General features: G+C 73.9%; 19 protein-coding genes. 8 read left to right on the top strand and 11 right to left on the bottom strand.

All coding sequences use genetic code 11. From position 1 onward, the window contains the following. Positions 1-191 precede the first annotated feature (191 nt). Positions 192-761, bottom strand: coding sequence for a flavin reductase family protein (locus ACIGZJ_RS22910; RefSeq protein WP_392939213.1), 570 nt, complete (start codon positions 759-761; stop codon positions 192-194). A gap of 176 nt (positions 762-937) precedes the next feature. Beyond that, positions 938-2,473, bottom strand: a complete 1,536-nt coding sequence (gene tcr3 / locus ACIGZJ_RS22905; protein ID WP_396458951.1) for a tetracycline efflux MFS transporter Tcr3 — start codon at positions 2,471-2,473, stop codon at positions 938-940. 116 nt (positions 2,474-2,589) lie between these two features. Between tcr3 and ACIGZJ_RS22900 the strand changes: the two genes are divergently transcribed. After that, entirely contained in the window at positions 2,590-3,087 is a 498-nt protein-coding gene (locus ACIGZJ_RS22900) for a MarR family winged helix-turn-helix transcriptional regulator (RefSeq protein WP_392939210.1), read from the top strand. Here the strand turns inward: ACIGZJ_RS22900 and asnB are convergent. From asnB to ACIGZJ_RS22880, 4 genes are all read right to left on the bottom strand, one after another. Next, complete coding sequence (gene asnB / locus ACIGZJ_RS22895; RefSeq protein WP_396458950.1) at positions 3,071-4,900, bottom strand: asparagine synthase (glutamine-hydrolyzing); 1,830 nt, start codon at positions 4,898-4,900, stop codon at positions 3,071-3,073. The genes ACIGZJ_RS22900 and asnB overlap by 17 nt on opposite strands. Positions 4,901-4,902: 2 nt before the next feature. Continuing rightward, the gene (locus ACIGZJ_RS22890) at positions 4,903-5,157 is read right to left on the bottom strand and encodes an acyl carrier protein (protein WP_387949243.1); all 255 of its coding nucleotides are present in this window, start codon (positions 5,155-5,157) and stop codon (positions 4,903-4,905) included. 135 nt (positions 5,158-5,292) lie between these two features. Further along, the gene (locus ACIGZJ_RS22885) at positions 5,293-6,501 is read right to left on the bottom strand and encodes a ketosynthase chain-length factor (RefSeq protein WP_396458949.1); all 1,209 of its coding nucleotides are present in this window, start codon (positions 6,499-6,501) and stop codon (positions 5,293-5,295) included. Continuing rightward, a complete protein-coding gene (locus ACIGZJ_RS22880) occupies positions 6,498-7,778 on the bottom strand; it encodes a beta-ketoacyl-[acyl-carrier-protein] synthase family protein (RefSeq protein WP_392939204.1) in 1,281 nt (426 codons plus the stop codon). Before ACIGZJ_RS22880 ends, ACIGZJ_RS22885 begins: the two co-directional genes overlap by 4 nt. A gap of 261 nt (positions 7,779-8,039) precedes the next feature. Here ACIGZJ_RS22880 and ACIGZJ_RS22875 point away from each other — a divergent pair, with 261 nt between their 5' ends. Both ACIGZJ_RS22875 and ACIGZJ_RS22870 read left to right on the top strand, forming a co-directional pair. Continuing rightward, positions 8,040-9,281, top strand: a complete 1,242-nt coding sequence (locus ACIGZJ_RS22875; protein WP_396458948.1) for an FAD-dependent monooxygenase — start codon at positions 8,040-8,042, stop codon at positions 9,279-9,281. 85 nt (positions 9,282-9,366) lie between these two features. Continuing rightward, on the top strand, positions 9,367-10,743 hold the full coding sequence (locus ACIGZJ_RS22870; protein ID WP_396458947.1) for a cation:proton antiporter: 1,377 nt from the start codon (positions 9,367-9,369) through the stop codon (positions 10,741-10,743). An 83-nt stretch (positions 10,744-10,826) separates the two neighbouring features. Here ACIGZJ_RS22870 and ACIGZJ_RS22865 read toward each other — a convergent pair whose 3' ends face one another. Continuing rightward, on the bottom strand, positions 10,827-11,051 hold the full coding sequence (locus ACIGZJ_RS22865; RefSeq protein ID WP_396458946.1) for a DUF6059 family protein: 225 nt from the start codon (positions 11,049-11,051) through the stop codon (positions 10,827-10,829). A gap of 45 nt (positions 11,052-11,096) precedes the next feature. Beyond that, positions 11,097-11,489 carry a DUF2809 domain-containing protein gene (locus ACIGZJ_RS22860; protein WP_396459029.1) on the bottom strand — a complete coding sequence of 131 codons (393 nt, stop codon included), beginning with the start codon at positions 11,487-11,489 and terminating at the stop codon, positions 11,097-11,099. A 198-nt stretch (positions 11,490-11,687) separates the two neighbouring features. On the opposite strand from ACIGZJ_RS22860, the gene ACIGZJ_RS22855 reads away from it, so the two are divergent. Further along, complete coding sequence (locus tag ACIGZJ_RS22855; protein ID WP_396458945.1) at positions 11,688-13,151, top strand: DUF2252 domain-containing protein; 1,464 nt, start codon at positions 11,688-11,690, stop codon at positions 13,149-13,151. Positions 13,152-13,530: 379 nt separating this feature from the next. After that, positions 13,531-14,439: a permease-like cell division protein FtsX gene (gene ftsX / locus ACIGZJ_RS22850; protein WP_396458944.1), complete on the top strand. Its 909-nt coding sequence runs from the start codon at positions 13,531-13,533 to the stop codon at positions 14,437-14,439. A 235-nt stretch (positions 14,440-14,674) separates the two neighbouring features. Here the strand turns inward: ftsX and ACIGZJ_RS22845 are convergent, their stop codons facing one another. The 3 genes from ACIGZJ_RS22845 to ACIGZJ_RS22835 all read right to left on the bottom strand — a co-directional run bounded on the left by ACIGZJ_RS22845 (position 14,675) and on the right by ACIGZJ_RS22835 (position 17,574). After that, complete coding sequence (locus ACIGZJ_RS22845) at positions 14,675-15,364, bottom strand: alpha/beta fold hydrolase (protein WP_396458942.1); 690 nt, start codon at positions 15,362-15,364, stop codon at positions 14,675-14,677. A gap of 120 nt (positions 15,365-15,484) precedes the next feature. Beyond that, positions 15,485-17,014, bottom strand: a complete 1,530-nt coding sequence (locus ACIGZJ_RS22840; RefSeq protein ID WP_396458941.1) for an MFS transporter — start codon at positions 17,012-17,014, stop codon at positions 15,485-15,487. Further along, positions 17,011-17,574, bottom strand: coding sequence for a helix-turn-helix domain-containing protein (locus ACIGZJ_RS22835; RefSeq protein WP_396458940.1), 564 nt, complete (start codon positions 17,572-17,574; stop codon positions 17,011-17,013). The genes ACIGZJ_RS22840 and ACIGZJ_RS22835 overlap by 4 nt, the downstream gene beginning before the upstream one ends. Before the next feature lie 200 nt (positions 17,575-17,774). Between ACIGZJ_RS22835 and ACIGZJ_RS22830 the strand changes: the two genes are divergently transcribed. From ACIGZJ_RS22830 to ACIGZJ_RS22820, 3 genes are all read left to right on the top strand, one after another. Then, positions 17,775-18,521, top strand: coding sequence for a hypothetical protein (locus ACIGZJ_RS22830; RefSeq protein WP_396458939.1), 747 nt, complete (start codon positions 17,775-17,777; stop codon positions 18,519-18,521). Then, positions 18,518-18,847, top strand: coding sequence for a winged helix-turn-helix domain-containing protein (locus tag ACIGZJ_RS22825; protein WP_396458938.1), 330 nt, complete (start codon positions 18,518-18,520; stop codon positions 18,845-18,847). Before ACIGZJ_RS22830 ends, ACIGZJ_RS22825 begins: the two co-directional genes overlap by 4 nt. A 205-nt stretch (positions 18,848-19,052) precedes the next feature. Continuing rightward, entirely contained in the window at positions 19,053-20,294 is a 1,242-nt protein-coding gene (locus ACIGZJ_RS22820; RefSeq protein WP_396458937.1) for a DUF5685 family protein, read from the top strand. Positions 20,295-20,299 lie beyond the last annotated feature (5 nt).

The following is a 20,299-nucleotide window of genomic DNA, read 5'->3' as shown; positions in this document are numbered from 1 at the left end:
GCCCCCCCCCCCCCCCCCCCACCCCCCCGCGGGGGCATTCTTTCGCCGCCCGCCCCCCCCCCCCCCCCCCCGGCCCGCGCCGGGGCCGCCGCCCCCGGGCGGCGGCCCTCGCCGCTGTCGTCTGCCGTCGCGCGCTGCCGCGTGCTGCCGTGTGCTGCCGTACGCCGGCTGCGCGGTCGTCAGCCTGTCGCTCAGCCCTCGGCGGCCAGGGTCAGTGCGGCCGCCCGCGGGTCCTCCTCGACCGGCCAGCGGGCGTAGTTGCGGCGCCAGTACATCAGCGGACTCGGCACCTCGGGCCGGGCGGCGCCGTCCACCACCGCGCCGACCACGATGGTGTGGTCGCCGGCGTCGAGGGCCGAGGCGACCCGGCACTCGGCGTGGGCGACGGCGTCCGCGGGGAAGGTCGGCAGGCCGCCGAGCCGGCTGGGCTCCCACTCGACGCCGCCGAAGCGGTCGCCGCGGGCCGAGGCGAACAGCGCGGAGGTGTCCTCCCCGCCGCCGCGCAGCACGTTCACCGCGAACGCGCCGCGGTCCAGGAGGGCCCGCAGCACCCGGCTCTCCCGGTGGATGCAGACCAGCAGCAGGGGCGGCGTCTTGGAGACGCTGCAGGCCGCCGAGCAGGTCAGCCCGTACGGCTCGCCGTCGGGGCCCAGGGTGGTCACGACGGTCACGCCGGTGGGCAGCGCTCCCATGATCGACAGGAAGGTCGGGCCGTCGACGCAGTCGGCGAGCAGCTCGTCGGGCAGGGGTATCGGGGGCATGGGTCCTCCACTCTCGGTGGTCTTGGGGATGTCCCCATGCTCGTAGAGGCTCTTCGAGCCGGGGTCGCGCGTGCGACGGCCCGAGGTCGGCCACCGTGTGGTGGCCGGCCCCGGGCCGTGGTCCGCCGGTGCCCCGCGCAGGGGTCACCTCGCCGCGTGGCTCCCGCAGGAGGTGGTCACCCCTCGTCGCGCAGCTCCCGCAGGAGGAAGGTGAGCACGAAGCCGACCGCCAGGATCACGCCGCCGACCAGGAACATGGTCTGGAACCCGGAGGCGAAGGCGTCGACCGCCGTCGCGGCGAGCCCGCCGGTGGTGTCCGGGTCGGAGAGCGCCCGGCGGACGGCGTCGTCGCCGTCGAGCGCTCCGCCGATCCGGTCGGCCGCGACGCTGAACAGCACCGACATGAACACCGCGGCGCCCGCCGTGCCGCCGAGCTGGCGGAACAGGCCGGAGGCGGCGTTGGCCACGCCCAGCTCGGACTTGGGCGCCGCGCTCTGGATGGCCAGCGTGATGACGGTCTGCGAGAGCCCGATTCCCAGGCCGAGCCAGCCCGCGAGCAGCACGACCGCCCAGAGCGGGGTGTCGGCGCCGGCGGCGGAGAGGCTCAGCAGTGCGCCGGCCATCGAGCCGAGCCCGGCGATCGCGGGCTTCTTGTAGCGGTTCGACTTCTTGATGATCTTCGCGCAGACCATCTGGGAGAGGATCGCGCCGGTCATCACCGGGATGATCACCAGCCCCGCCACGGTGGCACTGCGGTCCTGCACCAGCTGGAGGAAGAGCGGCAGGGTGGAGACGGTGCCGAAGATGCCGACGCCGATGGTGAAGTTGACGGCGGTGGCCAGCGTGATGCCGCCCCGCCGGAACAGCCGCAGCGGGACCATGGCGGACAGCCCGCGGGCCCGCTCCACCACCACGAACAGCACCGTGCCGACGGCGGCGACCGCGTACAGCACCAGGGCGCGGGCCGAGCCCCAGCCCCAGTCCAGGCCCTCCTCGGCGACGATCAGCAGCGGCACCAGCGCGAGCGCGAGGCAGAGGGCGCCGCGGTAGTCGATCGGGTGGTCCGTCCGCTGGTGCGGCAGGTTGAGCGCCTTGCGCACGCTGAGCAGCGCCACCAGCCCGAGCGGGACGTTGATCAGGAAGGCCCAGCGCCAGCCGGTCACCCCCAGGATCTCGCCGGCGCCCGCGAACAGCCCGCCGACCAGCGGGCCGAGCACGCTGGCGGCGACCCAGGCCATCATCAGGTAGGAGAAGTAGCGGCCGCGCTCCCGCACCGGGGCGAGGTCGGCGATCACGGCGGTGGGCAGCGACATCAGGCCGGCGCCGCCGAAGCCCTGGACCACCCGGGCGATGGCGAGGGTCTCCATGGAGTTCGCCGCCGCGCAGGCCGCCGAGCCGACGATGAAGATCACGATCGCCGCCAGGTAGAGCGGCTTGCGGCCGTAGATGTCGGAGAGCTTGCCGTAGAACGGCATCGCGATCGTGGAGCTCACCAGGTAGCCGGTGATCACCCAGGCCTGGACGGTCTGGCCGTGCAGCTGGTCGCCGATGGTGCGCAGTGCGGTGGAGACGATGGTCTGGTCGAGCGCGGCGAGCAGGACGGCCAGCAGCAGTCCGGAGAGCGCCGTGATGATCTGGCGGTGGGTGAAGCCGGCCGGGCCGGTGTCGTCGTCGGCGACGGCCTCGTCGGTCTGCGAGGCGAGGTTAGCCATTCCTGTTTCTCCATTGAAATCGACAAGCTCTTGTCGAGTTGAGGGTAGTGGCCGGGCCGAGGGAATGACAAGCTCTTGTCGAAACGGCGGGGGCGTGCTGCGATTAGGCTGCCCCCATGACGGACCTCTCCCCCGCGGCCGATACCTTGAGCGAGATCACCACCGAACTCTTCGCCGTCAACGGCGCCCTGCTGCGCGCGGGCGACGCGCTGTCCGGCCGGTTCGGGCTGACCTCCGCGCGGTGGCAGGTGCTCGGCCTGCTGGCGGAGGGCCCGCAGAGCGCCGCCCACCTGGCCCGGGAGCGCGGGCTGCGCCGGCAGGCCGTCCAGCAGACCGTCGTCCGGCTGGTCGAGGACGGTCTCGTCAGCACCGCGCCCAACCCGGCGGACAAGCGCGCCCCGCTGGTCTCGCTGACCGCCAAGGGCGCCGACGCGCTCGCCCGGCTGGAGCCGGCCGAGCGGCGCTGGCTGGAGCACCTGGCCGCGGCCCTGGACCCGGACGACCTGAAGGCCACGCGGCGGCTGCTGCGTGGCCTTCGTGCGGTCCTGGCGGACGAGCTGCCCCCGTCGGTGACGGACGGGCCGGGCGCCGCCGAGGTCACAGGTCCAGCGTGACCTCGTACTCCCGGAGCCAGGAGTTGAGCCAGAGCACCAGCTCCAGGCTGCCCCGGTCGTAGGGCCGGCTGACCGCGCCCAGCGGCCGGTCGACCAGGGCCCGGGCCCGCCCGAGGTCCAGCAGCGGCAGCACCGGCGCGTCCCGGTCGCGCAGCAGCCCCGCGAGCTCGGCGCGCAGCACGCCCTCGTAGCCCGGGTCCTGGGTGGCCGGGTACGGGGTCTTGACCCGTTCGACCACCGAGCGCGGCAGCAGGTCCGAGACAGCCGCCCGGAGCAGGCTCTTCTCCCGACCGTCGAAGGACTTCATCTCCCAGGGCACGTTGAACACGTACTCCACCAACCGGTGGTCGCAGAACGGCACCCGGACCTCCAGGCCGACCGCCATGCTCATCCGGTCCTTGCGGTCCAGCAGGGTCTGCACGAACCGGGTCAGGTTGAGATAGGTGACCTCGCGCATCCGGCGGTCCTCGGCGGACTCCCCCGGCAGCACCGGGACCTCGGCGAGCGCCTCGGAGTACCGGGCGGCCCGGTGGCCGTCCAGGTCGAGCTTGTCCAACAGGCCCTGCTGGAACAGCGACCGGCCGCCGAAGTAGCGCGCCGAACCGGAGGTGAGCCAGGGGAAGGTCGCGGCGCGCAGGGCCAGCGGGTTGCGGAACCAGCGGTAGCCGCCGAACAGTTCGTCCGCCGCCTCGCCCGACAGCGCCACCGTGCAGTGCTGTTTCACCGCCCGGAAGAACAGGTACAGCGAGGGCCACATGTCGCCCCAGTACGCGGGCGGCAGGTCGGTCGCCCGCAGCACCGCGGCGCGTACCGCGGGATCCGTCAACTCCGGGCTGTCCAGCAGGATCTCGCGGTGGTCCGCGCCCACGTGCCGGGCCAGGTCCCGGACGAACGGGGCGTCCGGCGCCTGCCGCACCGCGTCCGGGGCGAAGCCGTCCGCCGCCCCCCGGAAGTCCACCGAGAAGGAGCGCACCGGCCCGGAGCGGGCGGCCAGCGCGGTGACCGCCGAGGAGTCGAGCCCGCCGGAGAGCAGCACTCCCAGCGGCACGTCCGCGACCAGTTGGCGCTCGACCGTGTCGGACAGCAGCTCCCGGACGGCCCCGATGGTGGCGGGCAGGTCGTCGGTGTGCTCGCGGGCCTCCAGCCGCCAGTACGTCTGCCGGCGCACCCCGGTGCGGCCCACCCTGACCAGCTGGCCGGGACGGACCTCGTGCATGCCCGAGAAGACCGCCGCCTCGGGCGTCTTGACCATGTCCAGGGCCTCGCACAGCCCCTCCGCGCCGACCCTGCGCGGTATCGTCCGGTCGGCCAGGATCGCCTTCGGCTCCGAGCCGAACAGCACGCCCGTGCGGGTCGGGTGGTAGTACAGCGGCTTGACGCCCATCCGGTCCCGGACCAGCAGCAGCTCCTCGGCCTGCCCGTCCCAGATGCCGAAGGCGTACATGCCGTTCAGCCGCTCGACCAGTGCGGCGCCCCACTGCAGGTAGCCGCGCAGGACGACCTCGGTGTCGCACGCCGTCCGGAACCGGTGGCCGTGCCCGATCAACTCGGCGCGCAGCTCACGGAAGTTGTAGACCTCCCCGGCGAAGGTGATCGACGCGCTGCGGCCCTCGTGCTCGGCGGTCATCGGCTGCTGCCCGTGCGCCGGGTCGATCACCGCCAGCCGCCGGTGGCCGAAGCCGACCCACGGACCGAACCAGAGCCCCTCGGCGTCCGGCCCCCGGCAGGCCATGGTGTCCGTCATCGCCTGGAGCAGCTCGCGGCGCTGCTCGGGGGAGGCCTCGTAGTCGACCGCCCCAACGATGCCGCACACGCTCAACCCGCCTTGGCGAGGCCGAGGTTGACCGCGTCCAGCAGCTGCCGGGGCGTGGTGGCCTCGACCACGACGTCGTCTGGAAGGGCGACGCCGCGGTCCCGCTCGATCATGTTGACGGTGTTGAACAGGGCCAGTGAGTCGTAGCCCAGGGCCTCGAAGGGCACGTCGAGGATGTCGTCAAGGTCGACGCCCTCGTCGCTGCCCGCCGCCTCGCGCAGCGCGCTGATCAGATCGTCAAGGGTGAACTCTGCCATGGTGTTTCCTCAGTTCTGTTGATCGTCGGTCACTTCTTCGCCTACGCGCTCGGCCGCCTACTGCGGCTGTCGGCGGCTCGCCGCTCTCCCGCCGCCGGATCGTCGCCGGATCGTCGGCGACTGCTCAGCAACTCGTCAGCAACTCGTCAGCACGAGCGCGCTGTTGAACCCGCCGTGCCCGCGGGCGAGCACCAGCGCGCTCCCCAGCCGGGCCGACCGGGGCCGGTCCCGTACGAGGTCGAGCTCCCCGTGGGCCGGGCGGTCGATGTGGACGGAGGGCGGGATGACGGAGTCCCGCATGGCCAGCAGCGCCGCCGCCACGTCCAGCGGGGCGCCCCCGGCGAGCAGCCGGCCGGTCATCGTCTTGGGCACCGTCACCGGCACCCCGCGCGGTCCGAACACCGCGCTCAGTACCTCGGCCTCCGCGCGGTCCCGCTCGGCCACCCCGCTGGCGTCGGCGAACACCACGTCGATGTCGCCCGCCCCGACCCCGGCGTCGGCCAGGGCCGCGTCGATCGCCCGCCGCAGCCCGGCGGGCCGGCCGGAGCCCGGCCGCGGGTCGAAGGTCGCCGCATAGCCCGCGACCTCGCCGTAGTGGCGGCGCTGCCCGCGCTCCACCGCCCGCTCCGGGGTCTCCAGCACGAGCAGGGCGCCGCCCTCCCCCGGGATCCCGCCCGAGGCGTCGGCGTCGAAGGGGACGAAGGCCCGCCGCGGGTCCTTCTCCGCACTGATCGTGCCGCTGCGGGTGAGGCAGAGCCACGACCACGGGCAGATCGAGCCGTCCACCCCGCCGGCCAGCATCAGCGCGGTGTCCTCCCGGACGTGCCGCCGCGCCTTGGCGAGGGCGTCCAGCCCGCCGGCCTGTTCGGCCACCAGCGCGGACCCGGGGCCCCGCATGCCGTGCCGGATCGAGATCTGGCCGGTGTTCACCGGGTAGAACCAGGCGAAGGACTGGTAGGCGCTGACGTAGGCGGGGCCCTTGCTCCACAGCGCCTCCAGCTCGCGCTGGCCGAACTCGAACCCGCCCGCCGAGGCGGCCGTGACCACCCCGGCGGCGAAGTCCGGCATCGACGCCGGGTCGGCCCCGGCGTCGGCCAGGGCCTCCTGCGCGGCCACCAGCGCCAGCCTGGTCATGTGGTCGGTCTGGGGCAGCAGCCGACCCGGCAGGTGGTCCTCCGGGGTGAAGTTCACCTCGCCGGCCACGTGCGCCCGGTAGCCGGCCGAGTCGAAGCGGGTCAGCGGGCCGAGGCCCGAGCGCCCGGCCAGCGTGGCCTCCCAGTACTCCTCCACACCCCAGCCGTTCGGCGCCACGACGCCGATGCCGGTCACCACCACCCTGCTCATGCCCCACCCCGTTCCGGATCCGCCAGCACGATCGCGCTCTGGAAGCCGCCGAAGCCGCTGGCCACGCTCAGCACCGTGGACACCCGCTGCTCCCTGGCCACCAGCGGCACGTAGTCCAGATCGCACTCGGGATCGGGCACGTGGAGGTTGGCCGTGGGCGGCACCACCGAGTGCTCGATCGCCAGGGCGCTGGCCGCGAACTCGAGAGCGCACACCGCGCCCAGCGAGTGCCCGATCATCGACTTGATCGAGCTGACCGGCACCCGGTAGGCGTGGTCGCCCAGGCTCTTCTTGAACGCGGCCGTCTCGTGCCGGTCGTTCTGCTTGGTGGCCGAGCCGTGCGCGTTGACGTACGCGATGTCCTCGGGGTTCATCCGGCTGCGGTCGAGCGCGACCCGGATCGCCTCGGCCATCTCGTTCCCGTCCAGGCGCAGCCCGGTCATGCTGTAGGAGTTGCAGCGCCCCGCGTACCCCGTGACCTCGGCGTAGATGTGCGCACCGCGGCGGCGCGCGTGCTCGCGCTCCTCCAGGACGAACATCGCCGCGCCCTCGCCGAGGGCGAAGCCGTTGCGGGTCAGGTCGAACGGCCGCGACGCGCTCTGCGGCTCGTCGTTGCGCGGCGTGGTCGCCTTGATCGCGTCGAAGCAGGCCACGGTGATCGGCGAGATCGCCGCGTCCGAGGCACCGGCGAGCATCACGTCCGCCTCGCCGTCGCGGATCAGGTCGCACGCGTGGGCGATCACGTCGATCCCGGAGGTGCACCCGGTCGAGACCACGCCCACCGGGCCCTCCGCCTCCACCAGCCAGGCCAGTTCGGTCGCCATCGAGGACGGCACGAAGTAGTCGTAGAGGTACGGCACCCCGTGCCCGTCGTCGACCAGGCGCTTGCGGCCCTCGTCGCTCACCACGGCGAACTCGCGGTCGAGACTGATCGTCATCCCGCACGCCGTGCCCGCCATCACCCCGGTCCGCAGCGGGTCGTTCAGACCCGACACGCCCGAGTCGGCCAGCGCCTCCCGGGCCGCGACCACCGCGAACTGCGCGGTGCGGTCCCACTGCCGGATCTCACGCTGCGTCAGACCGCTCGCCACCGGATCGAATTCGCACTCGGCGGCCACCCGGGACCGGAACGGCGACGCGTCGAACGTCGAGATCGTCCGGGTCGCCGTCCGGCCCGCCGTCAGCAGCTCCCAGAAGGCCTTGGTGCCGACCTCGCCGGGCGCCACCACACCCATCCCGGTCACCACCACACGGCGCCGCCCGTCCTCACCTGACACTGCTGCTCCCCCCGCCCGTCTCCGACCTGCTGTCCGTCTCCGACATGCCCGACGACCTCCTGTACGGCAGGGAATTCCGCCGGTACAGATCGTCCGGTCCCGGCCTCGCGGCGGGTTCGAGCCGTCGTCCACCTGACCCGCGGCCGCCGATCCGGCCGGCCGGGGGCGAGCTCCCGGGCGGCGGGCGTCCGCGCTGCCCACGGCAGGCGCAGGGCGGCGGCGCGAACCGCCGTTGAGGGGCGCTGCCTAGGGTCTGGGCGCATGGACATCGACACCGACATCTGCGTGGTCGGCGGCGGCCCGGCCGGGCTGACGCTCGCCCTGCTGCTGGTCCGCTCCGGCATCCGGGTCACCCTGCTGGAGCGCAGCCGCACGCTGGACCGGACGTACCGCGGGGAGATCCTGCAGCCCGGCGGCCAGGCGCTGCTGGACGAACTGGGCGTCCTCGGCCCCGCCCGGGAGCACGGCGCCGTCGAACACGACCGCTTCCTGCTGGAGGAGCACGGGCGGGTCCTCATCAACGGCGACTACCGGCGGCTGCCCGGACCGTACAACTGCCTGCTGAGCCTGCCCCAGCGCCACCTGCTGACCGAGCTGCTGGCCGCCTGCGAACGCCACGAGGGCTTCGTCCACCTGGCCGGCACCAAGGCGTCCGCGCTGGTGGAGGAGGCGGGCGCGGTGCGCGGCGTGGTCGCCACCCAGGGGGCCGGCCCGGTCGGCCGGGTGATCCGGGCGCGGTGCGTGGTCGCGGCGGACGGCCGGTTCTCCAAGGTCCGCACCCTGGCCGGCATCGGGTACCGGCGCCAGGAGCTGTTCAGCCAGGACGTGCTCTGGTTCCGGCTGAGCGGGTCACCGCCCCCGGCCGGCTCGGGACCGCGGGACGTCCGGGTCTTCCGGGCCGGCGGCAACCCCGTCCTCAGCTACTTCTCGGCCTCGGACTCGGTCCAGCTCGGCTGGACGCTCCCGCACGGCGGATTCCGGCCACTGGCCGACCAGGGCGCCGGCCACATCGTCGATCAACTGTGCCGCGCCGCCCCGGAGTACGCCGACCGGATCCGCGCGGAGATCACCGGCTTCGGCGACCTCTCCCTACTCGACGTCTTCTCCGGCAGCGCCGAGGAGTGGGTGCGCGACGGACTGGTCCTGATCGGCGACAGCGCCCACACCCACAGCCCGATCGGCGCCCAGGGCATCAACCTGGCCATCCGGGACGCCGTGGCGGCCCACCCGGTGCTGGTCGAGGCGGTCCGCAGCGGCGACGCGGGCGCGGACCGGCTGCGGGCGTACACCGCGCTGCGCCGACCCGAGGTGGACCGGATCACCCGGATCCAGCGGGTGCAGAGCCGGATGATGCTCTCCACCGGACGGCTCTCCTCGACGGTCCGCCCCCGGACGGCGGCGCTGCTCTCCAGGACCCCGCTCTACGGCGCGATGCTGCGCCGGATCGCCTTCGGCACCTCGCCCGTCCCGCTCCGGACGGATCTGCTCGCCGCCGGTCGATGACCGCCGCCCTCCCCCCGACCCGGTACCGACCGTACCGGCACGGCCACCGCCCCCAGCCGGGCGCCGAACGAAGAGGTCGTACCCGATGAGCCCACTGGCCCTCCCCCCTCCCCATGACTCCTACGCCCCTGTGCACCCGCAGTTGCTCGCCGCCGGCCCGACCGAGGCGCAGACCGCGGGCGGGGTGCTCGTCGCCCTCGCCGTCATCCTCGCCGCGGCCTTCGTCTGCGGGCGGCTCGCCGTCCGGCTGCGGCAGCCGGCCGTGATGGGGGAGATCGTCGGCGGTGTCGCCCTGGGGCCCAGCCTGCTCGGGCTGCTCCCCGGGCACCTGGACGCCGTCCTGTTCCCCGCCGAGGTCCAGCCCTTTCTCCGGGTGCTCTCCCAACTGGGCCTGGTCTTCTTCATGTTCATCGTCGGCTACCAGTTCGACATCGGCCATCTGCGGGGCGCCGGACGCCAGGTGACCGCGGTCTCGCTCAGCTCCGTCGCGCTGCCCTTCGCGCTCGGCCTGGGCCTCGCGGTGCTGCTCCAACCCTGGTTCGACAAATCGCAGTTGACCACGGACGACTGGCTCGGACCGGCGCTCTTCCTGGGCGCGGCGATGTCCATCACCGCGTTCCCCGTCCTCGCCAGGATCATCGCCGAGCGCCGGATGCAGCAGGATCCGCTCGGCGCCATGTCGCTGGCCTGCGCCGCCCTCCAGGACTTCCTCGCCTGGTGTGCGCTGGCCGTGGTGGTGGCCGTGGTGAAGTCCCAGAGCCCCTGGGCCCTGGGCAGGTTGGCGCTGAACTCGGCGCTGGTCGTCCTGGTCCTCGCCTTCGTCGTGCGCCCCGGCCTGACCTGGCTGCTGGCGCCGGAGCGCCGCCGCTCCGTCGGCGGCCCGTGGATCCACGCCGTGCTCGTCACGGGGACGCTGCTCACCGCCTACGTCACCAGCACGATCGGCCTGGACGCCGTGTTCGGCGCCTTCATGTTCGGGGCGGCGGTGCCCCGCCGGCGGATCGACGTCCTCGCCCCGGAGGTCCCGGAGCGCATCGAGCAGGCCGGACTCCTGCTGCTGCCCGCCTTCTTCACCGTCACCGGCCTGTCCGTCGACCTGGCGGGCCTCGGGCTGCACGGGCTGGCCATCGTCGCCGCGGTGCTGGTGACGGCCTGCGCGGGCAAGTTCGTCGGTGCTGCCGCCGCCGCCCGGCTGACCGGTTCGACCAGGCGCGATGCCGCCGCCCTCGGCATCCTGCTCAACGCCCGGGGGCTCACCGAACTGGTCATCCTGAACGTGGGCCACCGGCTCGGGGTCATCGACACCCGGATGTTCAGCGCCATGGTGGTGATGGCCCTGGTCACCACACTGATGACCGGGCCGCTGCTGCGACGCCTGCCGCCCAGGGAGGAGCCGCCGCGCGAGGGGCCGCCGCTTGAGGGGCCGGCCTCGGCGCGGTCCACCGCCTCCGCGGGCGCCTGAGCCTCAGCTCCGCGCCGGCCCCGTGCGCCCCCCGGGTCGGGGCGTGCGGGGCGGGGCGCGGAGGAGGCACCGGCTCACCGGACTCAGAGTTCAGGGCGCGTCGGCCCGTCGCCGAGACCGCGGAGCTCGCGCCGCAGCCGCAGCTCGACGGCGCTGAGCGGCACCTCGGGGCAGAGCCGCTCCGGGTGCCCCGGCGCCGGGCCGCTCCCCGACGGCGCGAGCACCGGTGGGACGTACCCCGAGATCTGCCCCGAGACGATCAGGCCTCGCAGCAGGAAACGCAGGCAGGAGCCGAGCAGTGAGTACATCCGTCGAGGATGGCGCCCGGCCCCGGAGCCGTCGTACAGGGGCGCTCAAGCCCGCGGGCGGCCCGACCCGGCCGGGTGTCGCAGGGCCGTGTGCAGCAGGGCCGTGTGCACCAGGGCGGCGAGCGCCGCGCCCACCAGGTACCAGAACAGGTCCGGCGGGTTGAAGGTGGAGCCGAGGACCAGCCGGGCCGCCGTGCTGCGGCGGGCGAGGTCGTCGGGTACGCCGGTGAGCTGGAACAGCTCGACCGCCCAGCTCAGCGCGGCGGCCACCAGGGCCGCGCGCACCGGGCGCACCCGCGGGGCGGCGGCGACCACCAGCGCGTACACCAGCACCGTGTAGAGCCCGTCGCCCGCGTACTTGGCGACCGCCCCGCCCGCCAGCGCCCGCACGCCCAGCCCGGCCGCCACCACTGCCACCGCCGCCGCGCCCGCGGCCATCCGTATGCCGGCCGTCCCCCGAAGATCGTCCACCCGGCCACCTTAGGCCGTGTCCGGTGGCGGAACCGCGCCCTCCTCTCCGGCGTCCCTCCCCCTGCGGGTCGACCGAAGCGGCCAGGTAGCCTGCTGCGCGGCCCGCGAGGGGCCTGGTCCGCGTGAGGCGCGGGCCGGAACGACGGAGGAAACGGGGCGGGCGCAGTGACGCAGCAGACCGATGCGGTGAACGGGTCCGACAGGCCGGCGGCCAGGGCGGACGCGGTGGTGACCGGACAGGCGGCCGGGCGGCGGTTCGCCGTGGACGGGTTCGCGCCGCGGCACGACGGGCGGGCCCGGGAGCGCGGCAAGGCGCTGCGCGGGCGGATGCCCCGCGCGCGGCACGGCGAGTTCGTCCCCGCGGACGACCGCCCGACCGCCGTCGAGGCGATCGAGGCGTCCAACGCGGGCCGCCTCGCCGACCTGGTGCCGATCCGACTCGGCCGGATGACGGCCACCCCGTTCGCCTTCCTGCGCGGGTCGGCCGGGCTGATGGCCGCCGACCTCGCCGCCACCCCCACCACCGGGATAACCGCCCAGCTCTGCGGCGACGCGCACGCCGCCAACTTCGGCCTGTACGGCGATGCCCGCGGCCAACTGGTCATGGACATCAACGACTTCGACGAGACCGTGCCCGGCCCCTGGGAGTGGGACCTCAAGCGGCTCGCCGCCAGCCTGGTGCTGGCCGGCCGCGAGGTCGGCGCCGACGAGACGACCGCCCGGCAGGCGGCCTTCCACGCGACCGGCTCGTACCGCCGCACGATGCGGGCGCTCGCGAAGCTGCCCGCGCTAGACGCCTGGAACGCCGTCGCGGACGACCAGCTGGTCTCCTTCGCCCAGGCGCACGACCTGGCCGAGGTGCTGCACAAGGTCGGCAACAAGGCGCTCGGCAACACCAGCGCCAGGTTCGCCGCCAAGTCCACCGTCCGTACCGAGGAGGGCGGTTGGCGCTTCACCGCCGCGCCGCCGGTGCTCAGCGAGGTGCCCGACGCGACGGCCGCCGCCGTGGCGGCCGCACTCGGCCCGTACGTGCACACGGTGGCCGCCGAGCTGCACCCGCTGCTCTCCCGCTACCACGTGCAGGACGTGGCGTTCCGGGTGGTCGGCACCGGCAGCGTCGGCACCCGCTCCTACGTGGTCCTGCTGACCGACCACCGGGAGCAGCCGCTGGTCCTCCAGGTCAAGGAGGCCCGCCCCTCCGTCCTGCTGCCACACCTGGCCCGCGCGGGCTACCCCGCGACGGCGCAGGACGGTCACGAGGGCCGCCGGGTGGTGCTCGGCCAGCAGCGCATGCAGGTGGTCAGCGACACCCTGCTGGGCTGGACCACTGTTGACGAACTGCCCTACCAGGTGCGGCAGTTCCGCAACCGCAAGGGCAGCGTGGACCCGGCGGCGCTGCTCCCCGACCAGCTGGACGACTACGCCCGGATCACCGGCGCCCTGCTGGCCCGGGCCCATGCGCACACCGCCGACCCGGGCCTGCTCGGCGGCTACTGCGGCAAGAACGAGGAGCTGGACGAGGCGGTCGCCGCCTTCGCGGTGGCGTACGCGGACCGTACCGAGGCGGACCACGCCGAGCTGGTCGCGGCCGTCCGGGCCGGCCGCCTCCCGGCCGAGCACGGGGTCTGACCAGGGCCCAAGGCGTGCTCTTCGATGCGTTGAGCAGTTGACCGGATGTGCCTGTCCGGTTGGTGATCAGTGATGCGATGTGGGACCGGATCGAGCCGTTGCTGCCGGCCGATCCGGTCCGGTTCTTCCGCGACCTGGAGCCGTACTCCCCGGGCGTGACCGTGGAGGAGGCCCCGGCCGGGCGGCGGCCGTTCCCGATCGGGCGGCGCACTGTGCCCGAACGCTTCTGTGCCGCCCCGGGCCGCACCGGTAGAGATGGGGGTCCTTGATCGCGAGGGCACACCCGGACCCGCCCACGGCCGCTCCCGCCGTCGCGGCAGCCCCGCCCGGTCCGGTGCTCCGCCCGTACGGTCCCGGCTGCCGCTTGGAGTTGGAAACGATGCGTGCCCAGTTCGTCCTGTCAGAGATCGGCATCGGCCTGCGCCGCAACGTGACGATGACCATTGCCGTCGTCGTCAGCGTCGCCCTCGCCCTGGCACTGGCCGGCGCCAGCCTGCTCGTCCGGGCCCAGGTCGACTCGATGAAGGGCTTCTGGTACGACCGGGTCGAGGTCAGCGTCTACTTCTGCACCAGGACGGACGTCATCTACTCGCCGCAGTGCACGGGCGGCGCCGCCACCGACCAGCAGATCGCCGAGGTGAAGACGGCCCTCGACAAGATGTCGGTGGTGAAGTCCGCCAGCTTCGAGAGTGCGGTGGAGGGCTACAAGCGCTGGAAGGAAATGGTGCCGAACAGCCCGCTGGCCTCCGTGGTCGGCCCGGAGGCCATCCAGCAGTCCTGGCGGGTCAAGCTGACGGACCCGGCGAAGTACGACGTCATCAGGTCGGCCTTCATGGGCAAACCCGGCGTCCACTCGGTGACCGACCAGCGCTCGGTCATGGAGAACCTCTTCCTGGTGCTCAACACCCTGCAGCAGACAGCGCTCGTGCTGACCGGGCTGATGCTCTGCGTCGCACTCCTGCTGATCGTCAACACCGTCCGGATCTCCGCGTACAGCCGGAGGCGGGAGACCGGTGTGATGCGGCTGGTCGGCGCGTCCAACCTCTACGTCCAGATCCCGTTCATCGCCGAGGCCGTCTTCGCCGCCCTGCTGGGCGCAGCGCTGGCGTCCGGGCTGCTGTTCTGCGGCCACTACGTCGTCAGCCACGTGATCGGCAAGCGGATCAGCTTCATCCACTTCATCGGCGCCTCCTCCGTGCTCTCGGTGATCCCCCTGCTGGTCGTGGCAGGAACGGTGATGGCGGCCGGTGCGGCGCTCGTCACCCTGCGCAAGTACCTCCGGGTGTAGGGCCTTTCGGAGTGTCCTGCCCAGCCGGAATGCGGTGGTGACCACTGGTGAGTGCGCGGGATCCGACCGAGCCCTAGGGCCTCTCTTATGGATCAGGTCGGATCAGCGCGCGGCGTTGGAGTGCGTGCATCGCAAGGCGGAGGAGGGCGTCCATGCGGAGCATCGGCAACCGACGACAACGCAGCGAGGTGCGTGCTCCGGCGTCGTGCGCCCGGCATGATCCATAAGAGAGGCCCTAGGCGGGGTGCAGGAACGGTGCGACCACCGCGACGTACTCCGCCGACCGGCTGTGGTGCACCAGGTGTCCGGCCTCGATGGTCACCACCCGGCAGTCCGGGATCCGGCGGGCCAGTTCGGCGATCCGGTCCTGCGGGACGTGGCTGGTCGGGCCGCCGGCCACCACCAGGGTCGGCGCGGCGATGTCAGCCAGGCGCTCCCGCCAGGCCGGCTCCGGGGTGTCGATCTGCGCCTTGATCTGCCCGACCGCGGCCCAGTCGAAGTCCACCGGTCCGTCGGGGGCGTCGGCGACGGGCGAGGCCGGGCGCGGGTGGGGCGCCGGGATGTCCTCCAGGACCAGCCGCCCGACCCGCTCGGGGTGCGACTGGGCGAGCAGGTAGGCGACCACGCCGCCCATCGAGTGGCCGACGAGGTCCACCCGGGCCAGTCCGAGCGCGTCCAGGAAGGCGACCACGTCGTCCCGCATCAGCTCCAGGCCGTAGCGGGCGGGGCGGTCGCTGCCCCCGTGGCCGCGCAGGTCGAGGGCGTACACCCGGTGGTGCGGGGCGAGCTGCGGGAGCACCCCGTCCCAGTCCGCGCCCCGCTCGCCCAGCGCGTGCAGGAGCAGCAGCGGCGGGGCGCCGACCGCACCGTGCACGCGGTAGGCGAGGCGGAGTTCCCCGAGGTCGACGGTCAGCTGATCGGTCATGACGATCACCGTATGCGCGGACCGGCCGGGCCGGGAGCACTGTTCGCCCGACGCACAATCCTGACGCTCAATCCCGACGCACAAGCCCGACGCCGACGCGGAACCGCCCCCCGGCGGGGCTCAGCGCTCCGCTCCCACCGCCGAGGGCCCCGGCGAGGCCACCGCCGCCGGCGCCTCCCCGTCCTTCGCGGCCCGGCTCGCGTACACCGCCGCCAGCACCGCCAGGCCCGCCACCACCGCGCACACCGCGCTCGCCCAGGAGTAGGCCGCCCGGTGCCCTCCCCCGCCCGCAGTGGCGCGCAGGTACAACCCGGACAGCGCGGAGACGCAGACCGCCGCCGCGATCCGCTGCGCCATCTGCAGGATCGCACCGCTCACCCCGGCCGCCTCGGCGGGCGCGTGGCGCAGCACGTAGGCCTGGTTGGTGGCCCCCATCACGCCGATGGCCGCACCGCCGAGCAGTTGCAGCAGCGCCAGCACCCAGGGCAGGGCGGCCGTCGGCGCCCAGTGCACGACCAGTCCCCCGGCGAGCATCACCAGGGCGGAGGCGGCCATACCGGCGGTCACGGTCCGCCGGCCGAACCGCTGGACGACCCGCCAGGCGAGCGCCGAGGCCACCCCCATCGACACCGCCGAGGGCAGCGAGACCAGGGCTGCGCCCATCGGGGACAGGCCGAGGCCGTCCTGGAGGAACATCGTGAGCACCAGCCCGGCGGCGATGGACGAGCCGAACTGGGCCATCGCCACCGCCGTGCCGAGTGCGTACGGCGCCGAGCGGGTGAGCGCGGGGTGGATCAGCGGGTGGCCGCCGGAGCGGGCGTAGCGGCGCTGCCACCAGGCCAGCGCGCCGAGCAGCAGGCAGGCGCCGGCGGTGAAGGCGAGCCAGCCGGTCCAGCCGGGCGGCTGGACGAAGGGCAGCATCAGGGTCAGGGTCAGCGCGGCGACCAGCAGCAGGCCGACCAGGTCGAGGTCGGCGTGCCGGGCGCTGGGGCGCGGGCGCGGCAGGTAGCGGGCGGCGAGCGCGACGGTGGCCAGGCCGAACGGCACATTGAGCAGGAAGGTCAGCCGCCAGCCGTGTTCGGGCCCGACGGCCGCCAGGACGGCGCCGCCGATCGGCGGCCCGAGCGCGAAGGCCAGACCGCCGGTGACGGCGTACATCCCGAGCGCCCGGGCGCGCAGCTGGCCGCTGAAGACGTCCTGGAGGGTGCCGATCATCTGGGAGTTGACCAGGCCGGCCCCGGCGCCCTGGAGCAGCCGCGCGGCGACCAGCACCCAGGGCTCGGTGGCGGTCGCGGAGAGCAGGCTGACCGCGGTGAACAGGGCCAGCCCGGTGACGAAGAACCACTTGCGGCCCCTGACGTCGCCGAGCCGCCCGCCGGGGATCAGCGCCAGGCCGAAGGCGAGCGAGTACCCGGCGACGATCCACTGCAGGTGGGCGGGCTGGGCGTGCAGGCTCTCGCGCAGGGCGGGGATCGAGGTGTTGAGGACCGACTGGTCGAGCAGGGTGGTGAAGCCGCCGGCCACGCAGACCAGCAGCACCCGGCGCCCGGCGGCGTCGAAGCGCACGGGGGCGGGAGCCGGGGCGTCGGCGGGAGCCGGCTCAGCAGCGGATATCGGCCCGTCGGCGGGTATCGACCCGTTGGCGGTCACGGCTCGACCACCACCAGCGCGTACCGGGCGTCCTCCGGTCCGGGGCTGCGGAACCGGGTGGTGCCGCAGACGAAGCGCAGGCAGTCCCCGGCCGCGAGCAGCTGCGACTCATCGTCGACGGTCAACTCCAACTCGCCCTCCAGGACCCAGATGTGGTGCTCCAATCCGGGCACCGACGGCCGGTCGTAGCTGATGTCGGCGCCCGGCGGCAACCGCCCCTCGATGATCTCGGCGCGCAGCGAGCCGTGCGGCGGCGACACCGAACGCCGCACGAACCCGGTGGCCTCGTCGCGCCAGACCCGCTGCTCCCCGGCGCGCACCAGCCGGGCCGGGGCGGACTCCACCTCGGCGAGCAGCCGCGACATGGTGCGCCCGTACACCGCGCAGAGCCGCCCGAGCAGGGCCGCGGTCGGACTGACCTCGGCCCGCTCGACCCGGGACAGCGTGGACCGGCTGACATCCGCCCGCTGGGCCAACTCCTCCAGTGTCCAACCGCGTTCGACGCGGAGCTCGGCCAGCCTGGTGGCCAGCCGCTCGTCGGCGGCCGTATCGATTCCCATATTCGCGATGCTATCCCAGATCCGGGATCACCAGAAGGCGGCCGGCCCGGCCTTCGGCCCTGCCAGCTGCGGCGATGCCCCGATCCCACCGGCCGCCCGCACACCTCGCGCAACACCTCGCCAGGACAGCGGAGTTCACCGACCGGACCGCCCCACCGAAGTCTCTTGCCACAACTACTCTGCAATGCAAAGCTGACTGCATGACAGACGAAGCAGTGCCCGCGCCGGGCACACCCCGCGAAGTCCTCGCCGGCCTCGGCAACTTGACCCGCAGGGTCCGCGCCGCCCAGCGCGGCACCTGGTTCCCCCTCTTACTGCTGGGCGTGCTCACGCTGGGCGGCATCCTCGCCAACCGCCTCACCTTCACCATCCGGACCGTGTCCTGCCTGGACGACCAGAGCTCGACGGGCCCGGGCACCGGCTGCGTCCTCATCAAGCAGGGATCACCGGTCTACTGGACGCTCGGGCTCCTGCTCGCCTACACCGCGACCGCGTTCTTCTACATCCGCCGCTCGCGCAACCGCGGCGTGGGCACCCCGGTCCGGCCGTACGTCATCGCCGGGATCGTCCTGGTCGGCCTGGTGGCCGCCACCGGGTTCTGGGCCACCCGCCACCTCACTCCCGGCGGCCCGCTCGACTTCTGGGGTCTGCACCTCGCCCCCTCCTCCGAACTGACCATGCTCCTCGAACGGTTCACCGGAGGGGCCGCCACCGTCGGGCTGCCCCTGCTGGTGCTGGCCTGGGTGGAACGCAGCCGCGTCCTGCTGCTCTTCACGCTGGCCTACCTCGCGCTCGAGCTGGCACCGATCCCCACCGGCTGGGCGGGGATCGACGCCACCTCGCCCTGGTCCGGCCTGCCCCGTCTGATCCCGCCCGGCGCGTTCCTGCTGCTCGGCGCCCTCGGCTTCGCCCGCACCCAACTGCCCCGCCACCGCGCCCTGTCATGACAGACCAGAGCGACCAGCACCCCGTCAACGGCCTGGACGACGTCGTCCACCAGCGCGTCCGCCTCGGCATCCTCACCGTCACCCACCAGGCCCGCCGGGTCGAGTTCGGCTTCCTGCGCACCACCCTCGAACTCACCGCCGGAAACCTCGGACAGCACCTCACCGTCCTGGAGAAGGCCGCACTGATCCACATCGAGAAGGGCTACGAAGGCCGGCGCCCCCGCACCTGGATCACCCTCACCCCGGCCGGCGACCAGGCCCTCCGCGAGGAGGTCGCCCAGCTCAAGCGCCTGATCCAGCAGATCGAACACCCCGACGCACCATGACCGCCGACCGTGCCCAGGGGTCCCGTCTCCCGCGAGAGGCGGGACCCCCGCACGTCCGACGCCCCCGACAGGAGCCCTGTCCCGGTACGGCGCCGGGGTGCCTGGTCACCGTTTCCCCACAGCTCCCGGGCGCGTCGGGCGGTGATCATATGATGTCCGGCGGACGGGGGTCCGATCAGCGGCCCGCGAGCACGCGAGGGGGATCATGTTCGGCATCATCAGGCCCTGCAGGCACCGGCTTTCCGAGCGGTTGCAGACCTCCTGGATGGCGCACCTGTGCGGGCTCTGCCTCGCGCTGCGCGACGACCACGGCCAACTCGCCCGCACCGCCACCAACTACGACGGCCTGATCATCTCCGTGCTGGTCGAGGCGCAGGTCGCCCGTGACGACGCGTCCTGGCGCCGCACCGCCGGGCCCTGCCCGCTGCGCGGGATGCGGACCGCCTCGGTCGCCAAGGGCGAGGGGGCCCGGCTCGCGGCCGCCGTCTCGCTGACGCTCGCCTCGGTGAAGATCCGCGACCACGTCGAGGACCGGGACGGCGTGTTCGCCCGCCGCCCGGTCGCGGCCGGCGCCCGCGCGGTGACCAGGCGCTGGGACCGGCAGAGCGCGGGCAGCGCCTCGGCGGTCGGCTTCGACACCGCCGTCCTGCTCGACGCGGCCTCCCGGCAGGGCGGGCTGGAGCGCGGCCTGGGGCCGGGCCGCTCGGTCCTGCTGGTCACCGAACCCACCGAGAGCGCCACCTCGGCGGCCTTCGCACACACCGCCGTGCTGGCCGGCCGGCCCGGCAACGCGGCTGCGCTGGCCGAGGCGGGGCGGCTGTTCGGCCGACTCGCCCATCTGCTGGACGCCGCCGAGGACCAGGCCGAGGACGCCGCGAGCGGCGCCTGGAACCCACTGACCGCCACCGGCACCGACCGCGCCGAGGCCGAGCGGCTCTGCCGCGACGCCGTCCACGGCATCCGCCTCGCCCTGCGCGAGGTGGAGCTCACCGACCGCGCACTGGTGCACACCCTGCTCGCGCACGAGACCGAGCGCGCGGTCGAGCGGGTCTTCGGCCGGCCCGGGCACGCGGCGAGCTGCGGCAACCACCCGGCCACCGGCGCCGATCCGCAGTCCCCGCCGACGCACACCCCCGACCAGCCGCCGGCCGGGCCCGGAGCCCCGATCCCGCCCTGGGTGCCGCAGGGGCCCGGCTTCACTCCGCCCGGCGCTCCGAAGCCGCCGCACCGCAACCTGCTGGCCGGCTGCGCGGTCTGGGCTCTGATGGCCTGCTCCTGCCAGCTGCTCTGCTGCGACCACAACGACCCGTTCTCCCGCGAGCGCCGGGAGGGCTTCTGCGAGCGGCACAACTGCTGCGACTGCTGCGACGGGTGCGAGGGCTGTAGCGACTGCTGCAGCTGCTGTGACGGCTGCGACGGGTGCGACGGCTGCGGGTGCGACTGCTGAGGCAC

It is taken from the genome of Kitasatospora sp. NPDC052868, assembly GCF_044547105.1.
GTDB lineage: Bacteria > Actinomycetota > Actinomycetes > Streptomycetales > Streptomycetaceae > Kitasatospora.
The sequence above is the reverse complement of the archived record's forward strand: the minus strand, read 5'-3'. Positions and strand labels throughout refer to the sequence as shown.

Coding starts and splice junctions, on each gene's coding strand:
- ACIGZJ_RS22890 (WP_387949243.1), bottom strand. CDS start 5,157: ATGGCAGAGTTCACCCTTGACGATCTGATCAGCGCGCTGCGCGAGGCG.
- ACIGZJ_RS22860 (WP_396459029.1), bottom strand. CDS start 11,489: ATGGCCGCGGGCGCGGCGGCGGTGGCAGTGGTGGCGGCCGGGCTGGGC.
- ACIGZJ_RS22845 (WP_396458942.1), bottom strand. CDS start 15,364: ATGACCGATCAGCTGACCGTCGACCTCGGGGAACTCCGCCTCGCCTAC.
- ACIGZJ_RS22865 (WP_396458946.1), bottom strand. CDS start 11,051: ATGTACTCACTGCTCGGCTCCTGCCTGCGTTTCCTGCTGCGAGGCCTG.
- ACIGZJ_RS22835 (WP_396458940.1), bottom strand. CDS start 17,574: ATGGGAATCGATACGGCCGCCGACGAGCGGCTGGCCACCAGGCTGGCC.
- ACIGZJ_RS22820 (WP_396458937.1), top strand. CDS start 19,053: ATGTTCGGCATCATCAGGCCCTGCAGGCACCGGCTTTCCGAGCGGTTG.
- ACIGZJ_RS22875 (WP_396458948.1), top strand. CDS start 8,040: ATGGACATCGACACCGACATCTGCGTGGTCGGCGGCGGCCCGGCCGGG.
- ACIGZJ_RS22830 (WP_396458939.1), top strand. CDS start 17,775: ATGACAGACGAAGCAGTGCCCGCGCCGGGCACACCCCGCGAAGTCCTC.
- ACIGZJ_RS22910 (WP_392939213.1), bottom strand. CDS start 761: ATGCCCCCGATACCCCTGCCCGACGAGCTGCTCGCCGACTGCGTCGAC.
- ACIGZJ_RS22870 (WP_396458947.1), top strand. CDS start 9,367: ATGAGCCCACTGGCCCTCCCCCCTCCCCATGACTCCTACGCCCCTGTG.
- ACIGZJ_RS22825 (WP_396458938.1), top strand. CDS start 18,518: ATGACAGACCAGAGCGACCAGCACCCCGTCAACGGCCTGGACGACGTC.
- ftsX (WP_396458944.1), top strand. CDS start 13,531: ATGCGTGCCCAGTTCGTCCTGTCAGAGATCGGCATCGGCCTGCGCCGC.
- ACIGZJ_RS22900 (WP_392939210.1), top strand. CDS start 2,590: ATGACGGACCTCTCCCCCGCGGCCGATACCTTGAGCGAGATCACCACC.
- tcr3 (WP_396458951.1), bottom strand. CDS start 2,473: ATGGCTAACCTCGCCTCGCAGACCGACGAGGCCGTCGCCGACGACGAC.
- ACIGZJ_RS22885 (WP_396458949.1), bottom strand. CDS start 6,501: ATGAGCAGGGTGGTGGTGACCGGCATCGGCGTCGTGGCGCCGAACGGC.